The 19,820-nt window shown below is 62.2% G+C and carries 8 protein-coding genes; all 8 read right to left on the reverse strand.

The genetic code is table 11. The annotated features are described in order from the left end of the window. Positions 1 to 93: 93 nt before the first annotated feature. Complete coding sequence (gene solJ, locus ACLRGG_RS08540) at positions 94 to 801, reverse strand: solanimycin biosynthesis MBL-fold hydrolase SolJ (protein WP_416249316.1); 708 nt, start codon at positions 799 to 801, stop codon at positions 94 to 96. Further along, complete coding sequence (gene solI, locus ACLRGG_RS08545) at positions 794 to 2,071, reverse strand: solanimycin biosynthesis cytochrome P450 SolI (RefSeq protein ID WP_416249317.1); 1,278 nt, start codon at positions 2,069 to 2,071, stop codon at positions 794 to 796. The genes solJ and solI overlap by 8 nt, the downstream gene beginning before the upstream one ends. Further along, a complete protein-coding gene (locus ACLRGG_RS08550) occupies positions 2,064 to 6,947 on the reverse strand; it encodes a non-ribosomal peptide synthetase (protein ID WP_416249318.1) in 4,884 nt (1,627 codons plus the stop codon). Before ACLRGG_RS08550 ends, solI begins: the two co-directional genes overlap by 8 nt. Then, the gene (gene solG / locus ACLRGG_RS08555; RefSeq protein WP_416249319.1) at positions 6,944 to 10,435 is read right to left on the reverse strand and encodes a solanimycin non-ribosomal peptide synthetase SolG; all 3,492 of its coding nucleotides are present in this window, start codon (positions 10,433 to 10,435) and stop codon (positions 6,944 to 6,946) included. The genes ACLRGG_RS08550 and solG overlap by 4 nt, the downstream gene beginning before the upstream one ends. 103 nt (positions 10,436 to 10,538) lie before the next feature. Next, a complete protein-coding gene (locus ACLRGG_RS08560; protein ID WP_416249320.1) occupies positions 10,539 to 16,325 on the reverse strand; it encodes a non-ribosomal peptide synthetase in 5,787 nt (1,928 codons plus the stop codon). Then, entirely contained in the window at positions 16,322 to 18,190 is a 1,869-nt protein-coding gene (gene fabD / locus ACLRGG_RS08565; protein ID WP_416249321.1) for an ACP S-malonyltransferase, read from the reverse strand. The genes ACLRGG_RS08560 and fabD overlap by 4 nt, the downstream gene beginning before the upstream one ends. Positions 18,191 to 18,260: 70 nt before the next feature. Further along, entirely contained in the window at positions 18,261 to 18,542 is a 282-nt protein-coding gene (locus ACLRGG_RS08570; RefSeq protein WP_416249322.1) for an acyl carrier protein, read from the reverse strand. Positions 18,543 to 18,564: 22 nt separating this feature from the next. Further along, complete coding sequence (locus tag ACLRGG_RS08575) at positions 18,565 to 19,809, reverse strand: aminotransferase class I/II-fold pyridoxal phosphate-dependent enzyme (RefSeq protein ID WP_416249323.1); 1,245 nt, start codon at positions 19,807 to 19,809, stop codon at positions 18,565 to 18,567. Positions 19,810 to 19,820 lie beyond the last annotated feature (11 nt).

The raw sequence follows: 19,820 nt of genomic DNA on the forward strand, positions 1-19,820 counted from the left end.
TGCCCACGTATGTTCACGATCAAAACCCCTTAAAAGTATCCCCTGAATAACCACGCGTAATACCGCTACGCATTGTTTGTTGCCCGTCCTCTGCTATGAAAAGGCCATCCAGGCCGCCTTTGACTGTCCCGGGCGGAGGCGAAAATTGGCGAACACCTCCGCGCTGCTAAACGATAAGTAGAGGTTAAAATCAAACACCTTTTCAAAGGTCAAACCCGGTGGCTGCACGTAGCTGTGCCCCGGATAAATGCGCACCCCGCCGGGCAGGAGCCTCTTAAGCCGTTCCAGGCTCGAATACATGCTCTCTGCGGCGGCGCGATCGGGGCATAGTCCACACCCCTCAATAAACAGCGTATCGCCGGTAAAAAGCGCCTGACCGATCCAGTAGCAGGTGCTGCCGGGCGTATGGCCCGGCGTGATAATGGGGCGGATCGGAATACCCCCTGCTTCCCAGGCGCACTCTCCGAAAGTGCGCATAGTGGGAACGCGGAACCCCGACGACTCCGCTTCCTGATGTGAGATCCACACCGGGCAGCGATACCGTTCCGCCAGCGGCGCGGCCAGATCGGTATGATCGGGATGGGCATGGGTGATCAGGATCCCCGCAAGCTCTGCGCTGGCCGCCTCCAGCGCCCGTTCATAGGCCGCCATATCCCAGGCCGGATCAATCAGTAACGCCTTTCCCGTGCGCGGATCCCGTACCATATAGCTGTTATTAATAAAGGGATCACGACTTACCTTGATGGTGGTGACCGTAACCTCTGCGGCCAGATTTACAGGGTCACTTTCAGGCTTATTCATGGATAATCACCGGCAGACTCTCAAAGCCGTGCAGAAAGTTGGAGTAGTTACGCGCAGGCTCGCTCAGGACCTCAATACGCCTGAAGCGCCTGAGGATCTCCTGCCAGATAACCGTTAGCTGCATCTCGGCAACCCGGCTGCCGACGCAGGCGTGTACCCCCACGCCAAAGGAGAGATGTCGGCGAATCCGCTCCCGGTCAATGCAAAACGTATCGGGATCGTCGATGGCCGAGGCGTCGCGGTTGCCGGACAGATACCACATCACCACGCGGTCACCCTCGCGGATCGTTTTGCCGCGTATCTCTACATCCCGCGTTGCCACGCGGCTCATAAATGAAATCGGCGTCTGAAAACGCAGGGTTTCCGAAATCATCGGCAGCATAAGCCTGGGGTTGGCCCTCAGCTTCGCCAGCTCCTGGGGATACTTATTCAGCCAGTACAGACTGGCGGAGAGGGTGTTTCGGGTGGTGTCGTTGCCGCCGATAATCAGCAGAACAAGGGTGCCGCGAAACTGCTCCAGCGACATGTCGCGCGTCTCCGGATGATGGGCGAGCATCGAGATCAGGTCATTCCCGGGCGGCGCATGACGGCGCTGCTCCCACAGCGCCTCAAAGGCGTGATAGCACTTAATGGTCTCTTCGGCCTTGTGCTCCCAGCTCTTAACCGGGCCGTGCCCCGGCTCGGCCATCAGCATATCTGACCAGAACGTTAATTTGCGGCGATCCTCAAACGGGAAATCGAACAGCGTCGCCAGCGCCGTTGCCGTCAGCTCCTTGGACACCCGATCCACCCAGTCAAAAGGCTCGCCCACCGGCAGCGCATCCAGGATGCCGCCCGCCCGCTCGCGCAGCAGCGGCTCCATGGTCGCCAGCATTGAAGGCCCCATGCCGGGTGCCACCGCCTTGCGATGCCGGGTATGCTCCGGCGGATCCATGGTGATAAAGCCGATGCTTTTTCGCCGCTCATGGCCCAGCGCTTTTAGCGCGGCATCAAGCTTGTGCTTCTCTTCAAGCGATTTGAGATCGATATTATGCGTGGACGTAAAGTCGCGGTGGTTGGTGCCCACCGCCCGAATGTCGTCCCACAGCGTCAGCGACCAGTAAGGCCCGAATTCACTTTCGGCGGTGAAATGCACCGGATCTTCGCGGCGTAAACGCGCGAAAACCGGTAGTACGGTATCACTGGCGAAACGATCCCTGCGCGCCGGGTTAAGCTGCGCCAGCGGGATGGCGCTGATATCCTCCGCCACAGCCGGTGATTGCTCAGTCATGTTCACTTACCTGTTGATTGAAGGGGGATAAAACCGGTGTCAGACCCGCTGCCGTCGAAGGAAGGGGCGTTGCGCGGCCCGCGACCGCCAGCCGTGAAATGGGGCTGGATGGGGCGTCGGCGACGGCGGCAAGCGTGGCAAGAAAACCGGCCGCCATGCGCTCCGCCGTCTCACGGGTGAAGAGGTCGGTTGCGTACTCCATAATCCCCTCCATGCCGAGCGCCTCACCCGTCGGGGAGAGGTTTTCAAACAGCGTGTAGTAGATATCCCACTTGGCGTTACCGCTGTGCGCAGGCAGCACGCTGGCCTTCAGTCCGGGCACATTGAACAGGGCTGGCGGCGTATTCTGGAGGATCAGCATGGTCTGGAAGAGTGGATAATGCGACGGTGAGCGCACGGGCAGCAGCTCGCTGACCAGTTTCAGATAGGGAATATCCTGGTAGTCATACGCGGTCAGTGCCTGGGTGCGCACCCGATCAAGCACCTCGTTGACCTCCGGGTCACCCGAGGTATCGACGCGCATCACCCACTGGGTCAGGAAGCAGCCCACCAGATCGTTAAGCGCTTCATCGCTGCGCCCGGCTGAAATCGCGCCCAGCGGGATATCGTCGCCCGCGCCCAGCAGGCTGTACCAGATGCCCAGCGCGGCCTGCAATACCATCGACAGCGTCATATTACGCTCGCGCGCCAGCCCGGCCAGACGCTGATGCAGCGCCGGCGTAACCGACAGCGGCAGCATGTTGCCGCGATAGCTCGGTTTGTCCGGGCGGGGGTGATCCAGCGGTAAATTCAGCGTGGCGGGCAGGCCGCTAAGGGTATGCTTCCACCAGCTCAGCTGCTGCGAAAAGAGGCTGGCGGCATCATCGGGATCGCCAAGCAGCCTGCGCTGCCAGACCGCGTAGTCGGCATACTGTACGGGAAGCGGCGGGAATGCCGGCGCCTTACCGGCCAGCCGCGCCTGATAGGCGAGGGTGAGATCCCGCGTCAGCGGTGCCAGTGAAAAGGCGTCGCAGGCAATATGGTGATGCAGCAGTACCAGAATATGGGACTGCGGCCCAAGGCGCAGCACGGAAGGGCGGAACGGCAAATCCACCGCCAGATCAAACACCGAAGTGATGGCGTCAAATACCGCCTGTTTTGCCTGCTCTGGCGCAACGTCGGTACAGGGAATGGCGAGACTGATGTCGGCAAAGGGGACGACGAGCTGCACCGGCTGGCCCTGCACCGCCGCAAAGCGGGTGCGCAGCGTTTCATGACGCTCCACCAGGTCACCGAGCGCGGCCCTGAGCGCAGGCAGATCCAGCTCGCCCTCCAGCGCGACAACAATCGGCGTATTCAGCGACGCGTTATCGCCACGGGTATTTTGCCCGACCCACATCAGCTGCTGGCCATAGGAGGCCGGGAGCGGATCGGGACGCGGATCCAGCCGACGCACCGGCGGACGAACCTGAGCCTGGGCGTTGAGCTGTCCGGCAAGGCGCGCCACCGTCGGGTGCTCAAACAGCACTCGTACCGACAGCTCCACGCCGAGCCTGGCGCGAATACGACCAATCAGGCCGGTGGCGAGAATAGAGTGGCCGCCCAGCGCAAAGAAATCATCATCAATCCCAATCTGCGGCTGCTCAAGCAGTTCGGCAAACAGCGCGCAGAGCACCTCTTCGCGCTCGTTGCGCGGCGCACGCTGTATTCTGTCGCGAATGTCAGCGGCGGGCAGCGCTTTGCGGTCGACTTTACCGTTGGCGGTCAGCGGGAATCGATCCAGCGTCAGGATACGTGCCGGCACCATATAATCAGGTAGACGTTCGGCGAGCCAGGCCTGTAATTCGGTTTCTGCATCCGGCCGCTCCGGCGCAACCACCCAGGCGATCAGACGCTTGCTGCCGTGATGATCCACCGCCAGCACCAGCGCTTTCTCTACGTCGGGGTGGTCAGCCAGCTGCGCCTCTATCTCACCCAGCTCAATGCGAAAGCCCCGCAGTTTAACCTGCTGGTCGTTACGCCCGACAAACAGCAGGTTGCCGTCCTCCCGGTAGCGCACCAGATCGCCGGTGCGGTAGAGTCGTGCCTGGGGATCGGCGACAAAGGGATCGACGATGAAGCGCCCGGCGGTCAGCGCCTCCTGATGCAGATACCCCAGCGCGACGCCGTCGCCGCCAATGTACAGCTCACCGACCGCGCCCAGCGGCACGGGATGGCGGTGGCTGTCCAGCACGTAGACGCGGGTATTGCCGATCGGACGTCCGATGGGAATGCTGGCGGCACCGGCAGCCGGCTGCTGAATGGGAAAGGTGGTGGCAAAAGTGGTGGTTTCGGTCGGACCATAACCATTAATCAGCCGGGCGGGTCTCGCCCCGCGCAGCACCTGGGCGATGATGCCCGGATCCAGCGCGTCACCGCCGACAAAAAGATTCTCCAGCTGTGGCATCACCGGAGCCAGATCGCGCCAAATCTGGTTAAACAGGCCCACGGTCAGCCACATCTGATTCACGCGGTACTGCTTCAGCGTGCGAACCAGCGCGGGCGGCGAGAGCAGCGTATCGCTGTCGATCACCACGCAGCTGCCGCCGTTGAGCAGCGGTGCCCAGATTTCCAGCGTACTCGCATCGAAGGCCGGATTAGCGGCCAGCGCCATGCGATCGCCTGGCCCAAAATCGGCAAAGCCGTTATTGATCACCAGCCGTGTGATGGCGCGATGTGGCACCAGCACGCCTTTCGGCAGGCCGGTAGAGCCGGAGGTATACATAATACAGGCCGGGGCCGTCGCGGAACACGCCACAACCGGCGGCGCATCGCTGGCGCGGGCCACTTCCGGGCCGTCGGCGTAGAGAACCGGCAGGGCAATCGCCTCCACCTTTGCCTGCTGCGCGTCAGCGATCAGTAATCGGGCGGCGCAGTCTGCCGCCATCCAGCGCAGGCGCTCGCCCGGCGCCTGGGGGTCCAGCGGCGCACAGGTGGCCCCCGCTTTCAGGACCGCCAGCAATGCTGCCAGCAGCGCCCGGCTGCGCGGTAGCAGGATCGCCACGAAGTCGCCCGGCACTACGCCCTGCGCGATGATCGCCTGTGCCAGGAGGTTAGCCTGCCGATCCAGCTGGCGATAGCTTAGCGCGATCTCGCCTTCAAAAACCGCAGGGGCGTCTGGCGTGCGCGCCACCTGCTGCGCGAACAGCTGGTGGACCGTCTCATTGGCAGGCCAGGGCCTGGCCGTCTGATTCCATCCGACCAGCAGCCTGCGACGCTCGCGGGCAGGCACGATGTTCAGCGCGTGCATCGGTTGGGCGGGGGCGCTATCCAGCGCATCGGCCAGGCTGCTCAGCGCCTGCTGAAGATAGCTCGCCAGGCGCGCTGCCGGAAGCGGTGCCGCGGCAAGGACCTCCAGACGCACCAGCTCGCCAAAGTCATCGACGGAAACCGTCAGCGGATAATCGGTGCGCTCCTCAAAACCTTTCCACTCCACCGCATCGCGCTCACCAGCAGGCGTCGCGTTTTCACTCTCCCGCTGGCGGTTGTGACGATAGTTAAACAGGGTAGTGAACAGCGGCGTGGGCGGTGCAATTCCGCTGCATCGCTGCGCCAGGCCGAGGGACGCATGCTCATGGTTAAGCAGGGCGGCCAGACGGCGGTGCGTTGCGCGTACGCTCTCCTCAACCGGGATATCCCCCAGATCAAGGCGAATGGGCAGCGTATTAATAAACGGCCCCATAATTTGATCGGCGCCTTCACCCGCCTGCAACCGCCCCAGCAGCACGGTGCCAAACACCACGCTGTCGCTGTCGGCTGACCGCGCCATCACCTGTCCCCATGCGAGGTGGCAGATGCTGCCCATACTGACGCCAAGACGGCGGGCGTGCGTGCGCAGGCGCGCAGCCACCGCCGGGTCAACGTCCTCACGCTGCGCGACCACGCTGGCGTGATCCACTCCGGCGCTGGTCAGGCCAAAAGGCAGGGTTGGAGCGTCGATATCCCCCAGCATCTCACTGAAAAAACGCGTCTGCTCTGCGACAGAGACGCTGCTGCGCACCTTAGCAATTAAACGGCGAAACGGCTGCGGCGGCGGAAGCAGGGCGTCCCGGCCCAGCATAAAGGCGGCGATCTCCTGGATCATGATCTGCATCGAGGTGATGTCATCGATCAGATGGTGCTGCATCATCAGCATTTCAAAGCGGCCAGTCTGCGGATCCTGCGCGGTAAAGAGATTCAGCAGCGGGGCCTGGGTGAGATCGACCCGGAAGTGCGACGGATCGTACCGGCTGACCAGCTGATCCATAATCGGCCCGTCGGCAGGATCGAGCACCACTTCGGTGATCCGCACCCTGGCCTGCCGCAGAACGACCTGCGCGGGCGTCGACAGCCCCGTCCAGAAAAACGCCGTGCGCAGGATATCATGCCGATCTACGGTCCGTTGAACGGCCTCAACGTACTGCGTCAGCACGGCACGGTCGGTCAGCGACACTTTGGCAAACTGCAAATAGGGGTCGCCCGTCTCGTTCATCTGGTGCAAAAAGAGAATGCCTTCCTGGAGCGACGTCAGCGCGTAAATATCCTGCACGTTGGCCAGACCGCCCGGCACCTGGGCAAGCAGATGGTCAATATCCTGCTGGGTAAGATCAATCAGCGGCAGCTTCTCTGGGGAAAGCCGGGTCATCTCCGCCGTGATGCGGTTAGCCGGGACGCCGGGACCCTGGCTTCCCTCCCGCGTGGAGAGCGGTTTTCCCTCGCGCAGCAGGGCGACCAGAAGCGCCTTGTGCTCCCGCAGTGCATCTTTGATCGCCGGGGTTAACGCCCCCTTCGGGGCTTTGATAACCAGTGACTCACCCTCGAGGCTCAGCGCGATGCTGGCCTCGTCCAGGGCGGTTAACAGGGGATCCAGATGACTCATAGTCTCATCTCATCGAGTTCAATGGTGCGGGCAGAAAGCTCGGCCAGCGTTGGGCTCTCGAACAGGGCGCGGATCTCGGTACTCAAATCGCGCTGACGCAGAAGCTCCATCAGCTGTACCGCCAGCAGTGAGTGGCCGCCCAGCTCGAAGAAATTGTCATGACGGCCCACGCGCGTAACGCCCAACAGCGTTTGCCACAGCTCAGCCATGGCGATTTCGACGTCGCCTTCCGGGGCTTCGAAAGTGTGGCGGCTGAATGCGGCATCATCCGGCAGCGGTAGCGCCTTGCGATCCAGCTTGCCGTTGGCGGTCAGCGGCAGCGCGTCCAGCAGGACGAACGCCGCAGGCACCATATAGTCCGGCAGCTGCGCGGCAAGCGCGGTACGCCACCGGGCGATGCGCACCGGCGTGCTGAGGTCCCCGGCTTCGCCATCCGTGCCCGGCACCACATAGGCCACCAGGCGCAGCTGGCCCTGCACATCATCGCGAGCCATGACCACCGCTTCACGAATACCAGGCTGATTCAACAGCGCGGCGTCAATCTCCCCCAGCTCGATGCGGAACCCACGAATTTTGACCTGGTTGTCGTTGCGTCCCAGGTACTCAATATCGCCATCGGCGATATAGCGCGCCAGGTCGCCAGTGCGGTACATCCGCGCGTCAGCCTGCGGCGAGAAAGGGTCCCGCAGGAAGCGTTCCGCGGTCAGATCAGGGCGGTTGAGATAACCCCGCGCCACCCCGACGCCGCCAATATACAACTCACCCGTCGCCCCCTGCGGCACCGGACGCTGGTGCCCGTCGAGCAGGTAGATGCGCAGGTTGGCGATGGGACGACCGATCGGCACGCTGGCAGACGAAGGCATATCCCGCGGGCAGGTCCAGGCGGTGACGTCGATGGCCGCCTCGGTAGGTCCATAGAGATTATGCAGCTGCGTGTCCGGCAGTACGCTGTGGCAGAGCTGCACGCTGGCGGTGCTCAGCGCTTCACCGCTGCACATAATCTGACGCAGGGAGCCGCAGGCGGCGGCATCCCCGCTGTGCAGAAACAGGTTCAGCATTGAGGGGACAAAGTGGATGGTGGTGATACGGTTCGCCTGAATCACCTGCGCCAGCGCCTGAGTGTCCCGATGCGCGCCCGGCGGTGCCATCACCAGCGTTGCACCTGTCGAGAGCGGCCAGAAAAACTCCCATACCGAGACGTCAAAGCTGAAGGTGGTTTTTTGCAATACCGCATCGCGACTGTCGAGCTGATAGGCCTCCTGCATCCATTGCAGTCGGTTGATCAGCCCGCGATGTTCGTTCTCCACCCCTTTTGGCTTACCGGTTGAGCCGGAGGTGTAGATCACATAGGCCAGGTTTCGCGCGGTCAGTCCCACCGCCTCCGGTGACAGCGGTGAAGCGGGCAGGGATGACCCGGCCAGCTGGGCGGCATCCAGACTAAAGGTGGCAATACTGCGGGTGTTGAGGGCCGCCGTGGCGTCGCGGCCGCGATGGTCGAGCAGCAGCAGCTTCGGCTGCGCATCTTCCAGGATCCAGGCGAGGCGATCGACCGGATAGTCCGGATCGAGCGGAACGTAAGCGCCCCCCGCTTTAAGAATGCCCAGCAGGCCAATCACCATTTCAATGCTGCGATCGAGACAGAGCGCCACGCGATCGTCCGGCTTTACGCCCTGCTGGTGAAGGTAGTGCGCCAGCTGATTCGCCCGCGCGTCCAGTTCGGCATAGCTAAGCTGCTGGTGTTCACAGCATACCGCCGTGGCCGTCGGCGTCAGCCTGACCTGCGCCTCGAACATCTGATGGGTGTATGCCACCTGTGGATAAGTGCGGGCGGTATTGTTCCATTCGTTTAGCAGCTGCTTACGCTCGGCGTCAGGCAGAATGGCGATCTGCTGAATCGGCGTATGCGGCGCATCGTCCAGCGCCCTGGCGATACTCTCAAGGGTCTGCTGCATATAGGCGAACAGGCGTTCGGGATCGAGCGACTCCACCACCTGCACGTTCAGCCCCAGCCCATCGCCGTAGTCGTCCACCGACAGGGTGATGGGATAGGTGGTGCGCTCTTCAAAGCCATCCCACTGATCCGCGCCCGGCGAGGCGAAGTCCAGGGCGGCGCTCTCAGACTCACGGTTATGGCGATAGTTAAGCAGCGTATTGAACAGCGGGGTGGCACCAGAAATGCCGCTACAGCGCAGCGCCAGCGCCAGCGAGGCATGTTCATGGCTGAGCAGCTCCGCCAGGCGCTTGTGGGTGGTGCGCACGCTCTCCTCGACGCTGGCACCCGACATATCCAGGCGCAGCGGCAGGGTATTGATAAACGGCCCCATTATCTGGTCGGCCCCTTTCCCTGCGTGCATACGGCCAAACAGGATGGTGCCGAAGACCACCGCGTCCTGCCCGCTGATACAGGCCAGTACCTGGCCCCAGGCGAGATGGCAAATGCTGCCAAGGCTGACGCCAAGCTGGCGGGCGTGGGCGCGCAGGCGGTCGTTCAGGCGCTGCGGCACCTTACGCGTGACCTCGATAATGGCGGAATCGTCGAGCATATTGACCAGGCCGTAGGGCGCGGTTGGCTCCTCAATATCGGACAGCGTGCTGCGGAAATAGCGCTCATGCTCTTCCGGCGTCTTGCCCAGGCGTACCTGAGCAATCAGGCGGCGGAAGGGCTGCGGTTCGGGCAGCATCGCCCCTCGTCCCGCCAGGAAGGTATGAATTTCAGCGGAGAGGATCAGCACCGAGGAAATGTCGTCAATGAGGTGATGCAGCAGACGGTACATCTCCCAGCAGCCCTGGCGCTCGTCCCAGGCGACAAACGCATGCAGCAGCGGCGGCTTTGCGAGATCCAGACGGTAGTGCTGCGGGTCAAAGCGGCGGGCAAGCTGTTCGGCAGCCGGGCCGTCGGCGGGGTCCAGTTCGACCTCGTGGACGTGCAGCGTCGCCTGCCGCTGTACCACCTGACAGGGGGTGGAAACGCCTTCCCAGTAAAAGCCGGTGCGCAGGATGTCGTGACGATCGATAACTTTCTGCACGGCGGCCAGATAGCTGTCGACCTTTTCACGGCTGTCAAAGGTCATCCTGCCGGTTTGCAGGTAGGGGTCGCCCTTGCTGGCCAGCATATGGTGGAAGAGGATCCCCTCCTGAAGCGGTGCCAGCGAATAGATATCCTGAATATTGCTCACGCCGCCGCGCACCTGGTCAACGACGTAGTCGATATCAGACTGGGTAAAGTCGATCAGCGGCAGCATCCCGGGAACGATCGCCTGGGTATCCGGGGTTATCTTGTTGGCCGGTACTACCACCTCAAAGGCATTAGATAGCCGTTTGCCGTTGCGCAGCGCATCAATAAACGTCGGCTTATGCTCGCGCAGGGCACTTTTTATCTCGCTGGTCAGGGCGCCTTTCGCCGCCGTGATAACCAGATCGTCGCCGTCCAGCGAAATCGAGATCTTAGCTTCCTCAAGCGCAAGCAGTAACTGGTCGAAATCGCTCATGCCTTTTTATTCCTTTTAATATTCATGTGTTTATTTCTGCTCTCATCATGCAACGTTAGGAAGCGAGTACGCTCGCGGGTCAAAAATGCCGGGATCAGGGTCTTCATAAGCGCGTCTCCGTCAGCTCAACGGTTCGGGCCGCGAGGTCGGCCAGAACCGGGGTATCGAAAAGTGTGCGTATCTCAATGCTCAGCCCGCGCTGGCGCAGCTGTTCCAGCAGGCGCACGGCCAGCAGCGAATAGCCGCCGAGTTCAAAAAAGTGATCCTGCCTTCCCACCTGCTCCACGCCGAGCAGCGCTTCCCAGATGGCGGCCAGGGTGGTTTCCATCGCGCCCTGCGGTGGCTCGTATGCGCGTCGGGCAAAGGCGGTATCATCCGGCAGCGGCAATGCGCTGCGATCCGTCTTGCCGTTGGGGGTCAGCGGCAGGGCGTCGAGCGTCACGAAGGCGGCCGGCACCATATAGTCAGGCAGCGCCGCCTGTAGCCAGTGGCGTAGCGCCAGGCGACTGAACGGCGCCCGATCCCCGGCGGCCTGGGCCGGCACCGTATAGGCCACCAGCTGCGGCTGGCCGCCGGTATCGGGTTGGGTCACCACCACGGCGTCACGCACGCCAGGGTAGCTGAGCAGGCGGGCTTCGATCTCGCCCAGCTCAATGCGATGCCCGCGCAGCTTCAGCTGGTGGTCGGCGCGGCCCAGGTAGACCAGTCGGCCATCCGGCATAAATTTTGCGAAGTCGCCGGTACGATAGAGTGACGCGCCGGGGGCAAAGGGATGGGTGATAAACCGCTCCGCCGTCAGATCGGGGCGCTGATGATAGCCGCGCGTCACGCCCTCGCCGCCGATATATAGCTCGCCCACCGCCCCGGCTGGCACCGGCTCGCCGTGCGCGTCCAGAAGATAAACCTGGGTGTTGGCGATCGGATGGCCAATCGGCTGGCTGAACAGCGTCACATCCTCTGCCCGGACCCGATTACAGGTTGACCAGATGGCGGTTTCCGTCGGCCCGTAGAGGTTCCACAACGATGCCCCCCAGGCATAAAGGCGCGTGGCGAGATCGCTCGGCAGCGCCTCGCCGCCGCAGAGGATTTTCAGCTGCGGGCAGGGAGCGGCGCGGGTATCCAGCAGCGCACGCCAGGTGGTCGGCGTGGCCTGCATAAGGGTGATGTCGGCGGTGGTCAGCAGATGATGCAGCGCCCAGGGGTCCATCCCCTGTTCGCGGCTGGCCAGCACAACGGCTGCGCCGGTCATCAGCGGCAGATAAAGTTCCAGCGCGGCAATATCAAAGGAGATACTGGTGACGGCAAGCAGCCGATCCGCGGGCGTCAGGGTAAACAGCGTCTGCATGGCGGTGAGGAAATTCACCACCTGGCGATGCTCAACCATCACCCCTTTTGGCCTGCCGGTCGAGCCGGAGGTGTAGATCACATAGGCCAGATGGCGGGCGTTCAGCCTCTTCACCTGCGGGCAGGCGACGGGCAGCGTAGCCCAGCAATCGCCATCCTGTGCCAGGTCGACCACCCTGACGCCCGCCGCCTGCGCCGTCGCGAAAAGTTCGCGGCCGCGCGCATCGACTATCAGCACGGTGGGCGCGGCATCCTCAAGGATAAAGGTTAGCCGCGCGGGAGGATATTCCGGGTCGAGCGGCACGTAGGCACCACCCGATTTGAGCACCGCCAGCAGCGTGACCAGCATGGCTTCACTGCGCCCGGTGCAGACCGCAATGCGCGTATCAGGCGTGACCCCCAGCGATATCAGGTAGTGCGCCAGCTGGTTCGCCCGCTGGTTTAGTTCGTCGTAGCTGACCCGACAGGTCCCCATTTGCAGGGCGAGGGCCTGGGGCTGGCGCGCAGCCTGCCGCTCAAACAGCTGGTGGACGGTGGCATCCGTTGGGAAGGGCGCGGCCGTATCATTCCAGGTTTCCAGCAGCCGCTGACGCTCCTCCGGCGGCAGAATGTTCAGTCCGCATGCTGCCGCAGGCGGGGCGATGGCCCCGGCTTCCAGCGCCGCTGCCAGGCTGAGCAGGCTCTGTCGATAGTAGCCGAAAATGCGCTCTGGACAGAGGGCGCCTGCCGCCTGCACGTTAACGGTAAACCCATTGCCCGCGTCATCGACGGAGAGGGTCAGCGGGTAGTGCGTGCCTTCGGTAAAACCGTGCCAGATCGCCTCTTCCTGCTCGAGCGCGCCGGTCACGCTGGTCTCTGTGGGGCGGTTATGGCGATAGTTGAACAGGGTGCTAAACAGCGGCGTGGGCGCCGCGATACCGCTGGCCTGCTGGGCAAGCGACAGGGGCGTCTGCTCATGATCCATCAGCCCGGTCAGGCGCGCATGGGTTTGATGGACGGCGCTAACGGCGTCCACGCCGCCCAGGTCGAGCCGCAGCGGCAGCGTATTAATGCACGGGCCCATAATCAGTTCGCCGCCCGCCAGCTGCATACGACCGGAAAGAAGGGTTCCAAATACCACGCTGTCGCGGTTGCTGGCGGCCGCAAGCACCCTGGCCCAGCCCAGATGGCACAGGCTGCTGACGCTCACGCCCAGATGCCGCGCCCGCTCGCGCAAACGCGCAGCCAGGGGTGCCTCAAGCGCGCGGCAGAACTCAACCAGCCGCTGTCCATTCGCGTGGCCGCTTTGCAGATCAAACGGCATCGTCGGCTCATCAAAATCCGCCAGCATCTGCGCAAAAAACAGCTGCTGACGCCGGGTATCATCGTGCAGCCGCAGCTGGGCGACCTGCTGACGGAACTGCCGGGCGGGCGGCAATGCGTCGCCCTGGCCGTGAAGAAATACCTGAATATCGGCGAGCAGGATTTGCAGTGAGAAGATGTCATCCACCAGATGGTGGATGGAGAGGAGCATCTCCCAGCGGGTCTCTGTCGGGTCGTAAGCCACCGCGACGTGCAGCAGCGGGGGCCGTGACAGGTCGATGCGGTTTTTCAGCGGATCGACGAACGACCTGAGCTGCGCCACGGTGTCGGTGTCGGCTACCGCGCTCAGCTCGGTGACGTGCAGCCGTGCGCTGCGCAGCACGACCTGCGCGGGCGTTTCCAGCCCCTCCCAGATAAAGGCGCTGCGCAGGATGTCATGCCGGTCAATCACCCGCTGGATCGCCGCCAGATAGCGCTCCAGGGTATCCCGTCGGGTAAATGAGAGGTGGCCCACCTGGAGATAAGGATCGCCCTGCTCATTCAGCAGGTGATGGAACAGAATGCCCTCCTGTAGCGGCGTCAGCGCATAGATGTCCTGAATACTGGCCACGCCGCCCGGGGTCCTGGCCACAATCAGATCGATCTGCCGCTGGGTGAGATCGATAAGCGGCAGCAGATCGGGGGTTATCATCGTCGTTGAGGGAGTAATCAGGTCAGGCAGCAGGGCATCACCCAACGGCAACGCCTCCTGCTGACGGATACGTCCGGCCAGGTCCGCCAGCACCGGGTAAGCAAACACCGTTTGCACGTCGGTATGCAGGTTCTGCTCACGCAGCCTGGCGGAGAGCTGCATCGCCAGCAGCGAATGGCCACCCAGCCTGAAAAAGTGATCCTGCCGTCCCACCTGACGGATGCCAAGCAGCGCCTGCCACAGATCCGCCAGGGTCGATTCGATACCGGCGCCGGGTGCCTGATAGCCCTGGCGTTCCCAGTCATTCTCTCCCGGGGCGGGCAGGGCTTTACGATCAATCTTGCCGTTGGCGGTCAGCGGCAGCGCGGGCATCAGGACAAACGCCGCCGGGATCATATAGTCCGGTAGTCGGGTCGCCAGTTCTTCGCGCCAGCGGGCGATTGGAGGCTCTCCGTCGGCTGTTGCGGGCACAACCCAGGCCACCAGGCGCATCTCCCCGTCTGCGGCCGGAAGGGCCAACACCGCGGCCTCACTGACCGTTGCAAGCGCGGCAATCTGCGACTCGATTTCACCCGGTTCCACGCGGAACCCGCGCAGCTTGATCTGGTGGTCACGACGCCCGATGAATTCAATACGGCCATCGTCCAGCCAGCGGCCGGTATCGCCGGTGCGGTAGACCTTCCCGCCGCTTATCCAGGGATCGGCAATAAACAGCTCTGCCGTTAGCCCCGGGCGATTGATATAGCCCGGTGAGACGCCTTCGCCGCCGACCCATATCTCGCCGGTGAAGCCCGGCGGGCAGAGCTGGCCCATGCTGTCGACAATATAGAGGCGCGTATTGGCAATCGGGCGGCCTATGCTCAGGCGGTTATCCCCGCCCTGCTCAAAGCCCTGCATCCAGGCCGAGGACATAATGGTGGTTTCGGTCGGGCCATAGCCGTTGATATAGCGGCAGCGCCCGCTCCACTGTGCGATCAGCTCGGCGGTGGGGGCCGAACCGGCGGTCAGGATGGTCATGCCCTGCGGCACGCGGGCCGGATCCAGCTGACGCAGATAGGAGGGAGGAAAGGCAGAAAAACGAATAGCGTTGGCGACCATGTACGCCATCAGATCCGGTGGATTATGGATCAGCGCATTCGACAGCAGATGCAGCTCACAGCCGCGCGTCAGGGTACCGAAAATTTCGCCCGCTGATGCATCAAAGGTATAGGGCGCGAACTGGGTGATCGCCTCGCCGGCGGTGAAAATGCCGGTGCTGTCGCACCAGGCGCAGAAGTTAATCAGGTTGCGGTGGGTGACCTCCACGCCCTTTGGGGTGCCCGTGGTGCCTGAGGTATAGATGATATAGGCCGGGGTATGCGCATTAACGGCGTCCTGCATGTTCACCGCGTCTTCTTCCTGCGTCTCTTCAGCGTAGTCATCGACAAACAGCAGGGTGTGGGGGTCATCAGCGGCAAAATGTGCCCGGTCGGCGCGGCGCGTCAGCGTGCAGTTGATCTGCGCATCACGCAGAATAAACGCCCGCCGTTCGGCAGGCGCGTCCAGCCCTATCGGCACATAGGCCGCGCCAAGTTTGATTATCCCCAGCATTGCGGCGATCAGCTCCGGCGTTTTCTCCATGCTCAGGGCCACGCGATTGCCCCTGACTACGCCGGCGCGGCTAAGCCCTGCTGCAATTTGCCCGGCACGGTCGGCAAGCTGGCGATAGCTGAAACGGAGATCGCCCGCCACCAGCGCCGTCGCCCCGTTACGGGCTGCGACCTGTGCCGCAAACAGCGCGTACAGCGAGCGATCCTGTGCGATATCCAGCCCGGTTGCGTTCCAGTCGTGGATCGCCCGCGCCGTTTCTGCCGCGTTCAGCAGCGACAGTTCGCCGACCCGTTGCCCGGCGTTCTGTATCATGTTGGCGAGGAGCTGCTGCACACGCTCGAGAAGCATGCGCGCCCCGTCTTCGCTGAACGCCTCCCGGTCATAGCGCAGCGTCAGCGACATTGGCGCCCCGGTATGCAGGGTAAGGTGTAGTGGCGCAGTACGGGCGATGTCGTACGGTGCAGGCCGCGGGTCGTTAAGCAGCGGCGCAGTGCCGGCGATGCTGTGCGGTGCCGGAGGCTGGCCGTGCAGTGCTTCGGCGCGGCTTCCGTTCCCGATACTGACCCGCGAGGCGTAACGCATCGGCTCCTGGACCCCGTCGGTACGGTCCGGTTGCTCATCGGCGCTGCTGGCACGTCGCGGCGGATAAGGACGCAGCTGCGCGTCAATCTCCTGTAGCCATTCGGCCAGCGGACGGTTTGCCTCCGGACGCAGGCGCAGCGTGCTGGTCCCCGTCGTACCGGCAGCGGGATAGCCCAGGATCACCTCATCCTCGCCGCTGTACTTGCTCAACAGCAGGCCCCAGGCGGCGATCAGCAGGGCGTCCAGCGCCATAGATTCAGGATGCGCCAGTGCGCCCAGGGACGCCCGCAGCGCAGGCGACACCGGCATCGTCAGCAGCGGCATTGCAGCAGAGGCACAGGATGTCTTCTGTCCGAAGGATGGATTCTGCTCGAAAGTCATGCGCCTTGTTCCCTCTCTGACCAGCCCGACAGGCTTTTAACGCTGTTCACCAGGGCCGAAACCGTTTCAACGTTTCTGCCGAACTGGTTGATCGCCGCGCCGTGCTGAAGACGGTCGGCAAAGCCATATTTAAGAAAGGTCGACAGGGTGCCCGCCGGGCCAAGATCGATGAAAAAGGCCTTCTCCCGTCCGGGCATCCCGTTGACTAAAGCATAGAAATCAGCCGGTTCCCGTACTACCCGCCAGAACCGGTTGCAGTCCCAGTGCTCGACGGACGTCCCCTGCATGGCCGAATAAACCGGCAGTCGGGCAGGGTGGCAGGTTAGCGTTTGCATATAGGCGCAGAACGCCTGCTCAATGGCGTCAACGCCCGACGAGTGAAAGGCGTGTTCAACCGGCAGCAGCAGCGAGACGATCTCCTGCTGGCTCAGGCTCTGCTTTACCGCCAGCAGGCTTGCCCGTTCGCCGCTGACCACAAAGTTGTTCTGGAAGTTAATGCTGGCCAGCTCGCTTCCCTGATAAATCCCGGGGTGCTGGTGGAAGTGCGTAACGGGGCTGAGGACGCTTAGCATGCCGCCATCCTGCGCGTGCTCTTTCAGCAGGCTCGCCTGGCACACCACCATATTCATCGCATCCTCAAGGCTGAGTACTCCGGCCACGGTCGCCGCGACGTATTCGCCCAGGCTGTAGCCCAGCACGGCGTCAGGTTCGATCCCTTCTTCCTGAAGCAGGCGGGTCAGGCTGAAACCGATGCTGAACAGCGCCGCATGGGAGAGCATCACATCAGAGAGGGGATTTCGCCGCCGGGCCTGGTCATAGAGCGGTGCCAGCAGGCTGCTGCCGGTATGCTGGCGAAACAGGGCATCACACCTCTCCATGGCGCTGCGGAACGCGCTGTTTTGCTGATAAAGTTCCAGACCCATGCCGTAATACTGCGATCCCTGCCCGCTATACATAAACACCAGTTGCGGCCTGCCCGGCGCTGCGCTGGCATCTGGCGCGGTGGGCAGCGCCATCGGCTGCGCTTTGATTTTTGTGAACAGCTGGGTCAGCACCTGACCCGGCCCGATCTCGCTCTGCTCGACGTCACCCTGCGCCAGCAGGCGCGAAAGGCTCTCGTACCAGCGCACCGGCTGGCTTATCTGCCGCGTCAGCAGCGGCAGATAATCAGTCTGCGGATAGGGAAAGGATGTGTAGTTGGAAATCACGCGCGCCGTGAGCGGATGAAAGGTAAAGCCCGAGGCCGCCTCACAGAACTGCGCTTCGATATCGCGCATATAGCGGGAGTGAAATGCGGCGCTGACGTTCAGCTTCACAAAGCGCGCCCCGGCCCCGGTGAACAGCGGCTCACAGCCAGCGATGTCGTCGTACAGGCCGGAAATCACCGTCTGCTGTGCGCAGTTTACGTTGGCGATATCAATGCCGGAAAAGGAGGAGGAAGCCAGCAGTTCAGCCACTTGCTGCCGATCGATGCCCAGGATCGCCGCCATTGCGCCGCGCGGCGCGGCTGACATCAGCGCGCCGCGCGCCTTCACCAGCGCCACGCCGGTGGCGAAGTCAAAGGCCCCGGCGGCGAACAGCGCGGCAAACTCACCCAGACTGTGGCCCGCGTAGGCATCAGGCAGCATCAGGCCCGCTTCGCGCTTTGCCAGAAACCCAAGCGCGGAAACCGCAAAAAGCGCGGGCTGGGTGAATGCGGTCTCGTTTAGCACGCCCTGCGGGTCGTCAAGACAGAGTTCGCGCAGCGAAAAGCCGAGCACGCTGTCTGCTTCGTCGACCAGCGAGGGAAAACGATCGAACAGCGCCTTTCCCATCCCTTTGTGCTGCGATCCCTGACCGGGAAATACCCAAATTGAAGAAGACATGAGTCGCTTATTACCTTTTCCCAGAATAATAACCAGGCGCCGCCTGGTTATTCCGTCAATAGCCTGTAGCTCAGGACCCGAATGCAGAGGCCTGCGCCTGCGCAGGGAGGTGCTGTTGAATCACCCGAATCAGGTCGCCCAGCGTGTAGATATCCCGCTTTTCGCCATCATTGACTCTGATGTTTAGCTGCTTCTCGATGCCATACCAGGCTTCGAGCATCTCTACTGAGTTCACCCCCAGCTCACCGCCGAGGAATGACTCCATATCCACCGTTTCGGGGGTAAAGCCGGTCTTCATAATTTCGTTGATGATGTCGAGCACTACGGCCAAAAGCTCCTGCTGACTGCGCATTTCAATCCCTCTTTATCAGTGTTTAAATCGCATCGAATTCGCGTGCGGCATCAAGGATGATCGCTACCGCCTGGTCTATCTCTTCCCGTGTGTGGGAGGACATCAGCGACAGCCTCAGCCGCTCTTTATCGGGCGGGACCATCGGGTATTCCATAATGTTGGCGAACAGGCCACGCTCATAAATCAGACGATTGATATTCCCGGCCACGCCGCTTTTACTGAAGAAAATGGGGATAATCCCGGCTTCGCCGCGGATGATATTGAAGCCGTTTGATTCCAGCCGATCCTGCATATAGCGGACATTCTCATGCAGGCACGCCATGCGATCAGGCTCATTTTCCATCACGTCCAGCGCGGCAGAAATGGCCGCTACGGTCGGCTGTGCCAGACCCGAGGTGAACAGATAGGGGTAGGAGAAGTTGCGCAGCATAAAGATGTACTCATTGCTGCCGGACACAAAGGCGCCCTGCGCGCCGAGCGACTTACTGCAGGTAGACATCCGCAGGTCGACCTGACCCAGCAGATCGAGATGCTCAAGCGTACCCTTGCCGGAACGTCCAAGCGTGCCCAGGCCGTGCGCGTCATCGAGGATGGTAATGATGTTGTTTTCGCGACAGATCCCGATGTAGCGCTTAAGATCGATGATCGAACCGTCCGTGGAGCGGACGCCCTCGACGGTAGAGAAGATCTGCGCACCCGGTTTGGATCGCTCGCGAATTTTTGGCAGCAGCGCTTCAAACTCATCAAGACGTTCCGGATCGAAGGTGAAGAAAGGCACGCCGGTCATCCTGATGGCATTCACCACGCTGGCGTGGCTGTTCTGGTCATAGATGATGATATCGTTGCGATTCATCAGCCCGTTCACCCAGCAGAGGTTGGCCATATAGCCGCTGGGTAGCAGTACGGCATCCTGATGTCCGGCCAGCGCGGCCAGGCGTTTTTCCAGCGCCTTATGCTGTCGGGTATAGCCTGAAAAAGCGGGCGATCCCCCGGTGCCGATGCCATATTTCTCTACCGCGTCAATCACCTTCGCTTTGACATAGGGATGGTTAGCCATACCAAGATAGCTGTTCGATCCAAATACCAGCACGTCGCGAAAAGTCTCGTCGTGCAGATCCTTATACTGCATCCTCGCATCGACCGGCCCCGAACCCTCACGCCCTATCATCAGGCCCTTTTCGACTTCTTTCTGCCAGGCGCTATATTTCAGTTCGACGCGCTCCCTGAAGGGTTTGCGCTCAAGTTCAATCAGTTCACGGAAATCCATTAATACGACAC

Source organism: Erwinia sp. PPS120 (assembly GCF_047918655.1).
Taxonomy (GTDB): domain Bacteria; phylum Pseudomonadota; class Gammaproteobacteria; order Enterobacterales; family Enterobacteriaceae; genus Erwinia; species Erwinia tasmaniensis_A.

Bases quoted from the DNA above. Each gene is read 5' to 3' on its own strand.
- ACLRGG_RS08570 (WP_416249322.1), bottom strand. From the start codon at position 18,542: ATGCGCAGTCAGCAGGAGCTTTTGGCCGTAGTGCTCGACATCATCAAC.
- solG (WP_416249319.1), bottom strand. From the start codon at position 10,435: ATGAGCGATTTCGACCAGTTACTGCTTGCGCTTGAGGAAGCTAAGATC.
- ACLRGG_RS08550 (WP_416249318.1), bottom strand. From the start codon at position 6,947: ATGAGTCATCTGGATCCCCTGTTAACCGCCCTGGACGAGGCCAGCATC.
- solI (WP_416249317.1), bottom strand. From the start codon at position 2,071: ATGACTGAGCAATCACCGGCTGTGGCGGAGGATATCAGCGCCATCCCG.
- fabD (WP_416249321.1), bottom strand. From the start codon at position 18,190: ATGTCTTCTTCAATTTGGGTATTTCCCGGTCAGGGATCGCAGCACAAA.
- ACLRGG_RS08575 (WP_416249323.1), bottom strand. From the start codon at position 19,809: ATGGATTTCCGTGAACTGATTGAACTTGAGCGCAAACCCTTCAGGGAG.
- ACLRGG_RS08560 (WP_416249320.1), bottom strand. From the start codon at position 16,325: ATGACTTTCGAGCAGAATCCATCCTTCGGACAGAAGACATCCTGTGCC.
- solJ (WP_416249316.1), bottom strand. From the start codon at position 801: ATGAATAAGCCTGAAAGTGACCCTGTAAATCTGGCCGCAGAGGTTACG.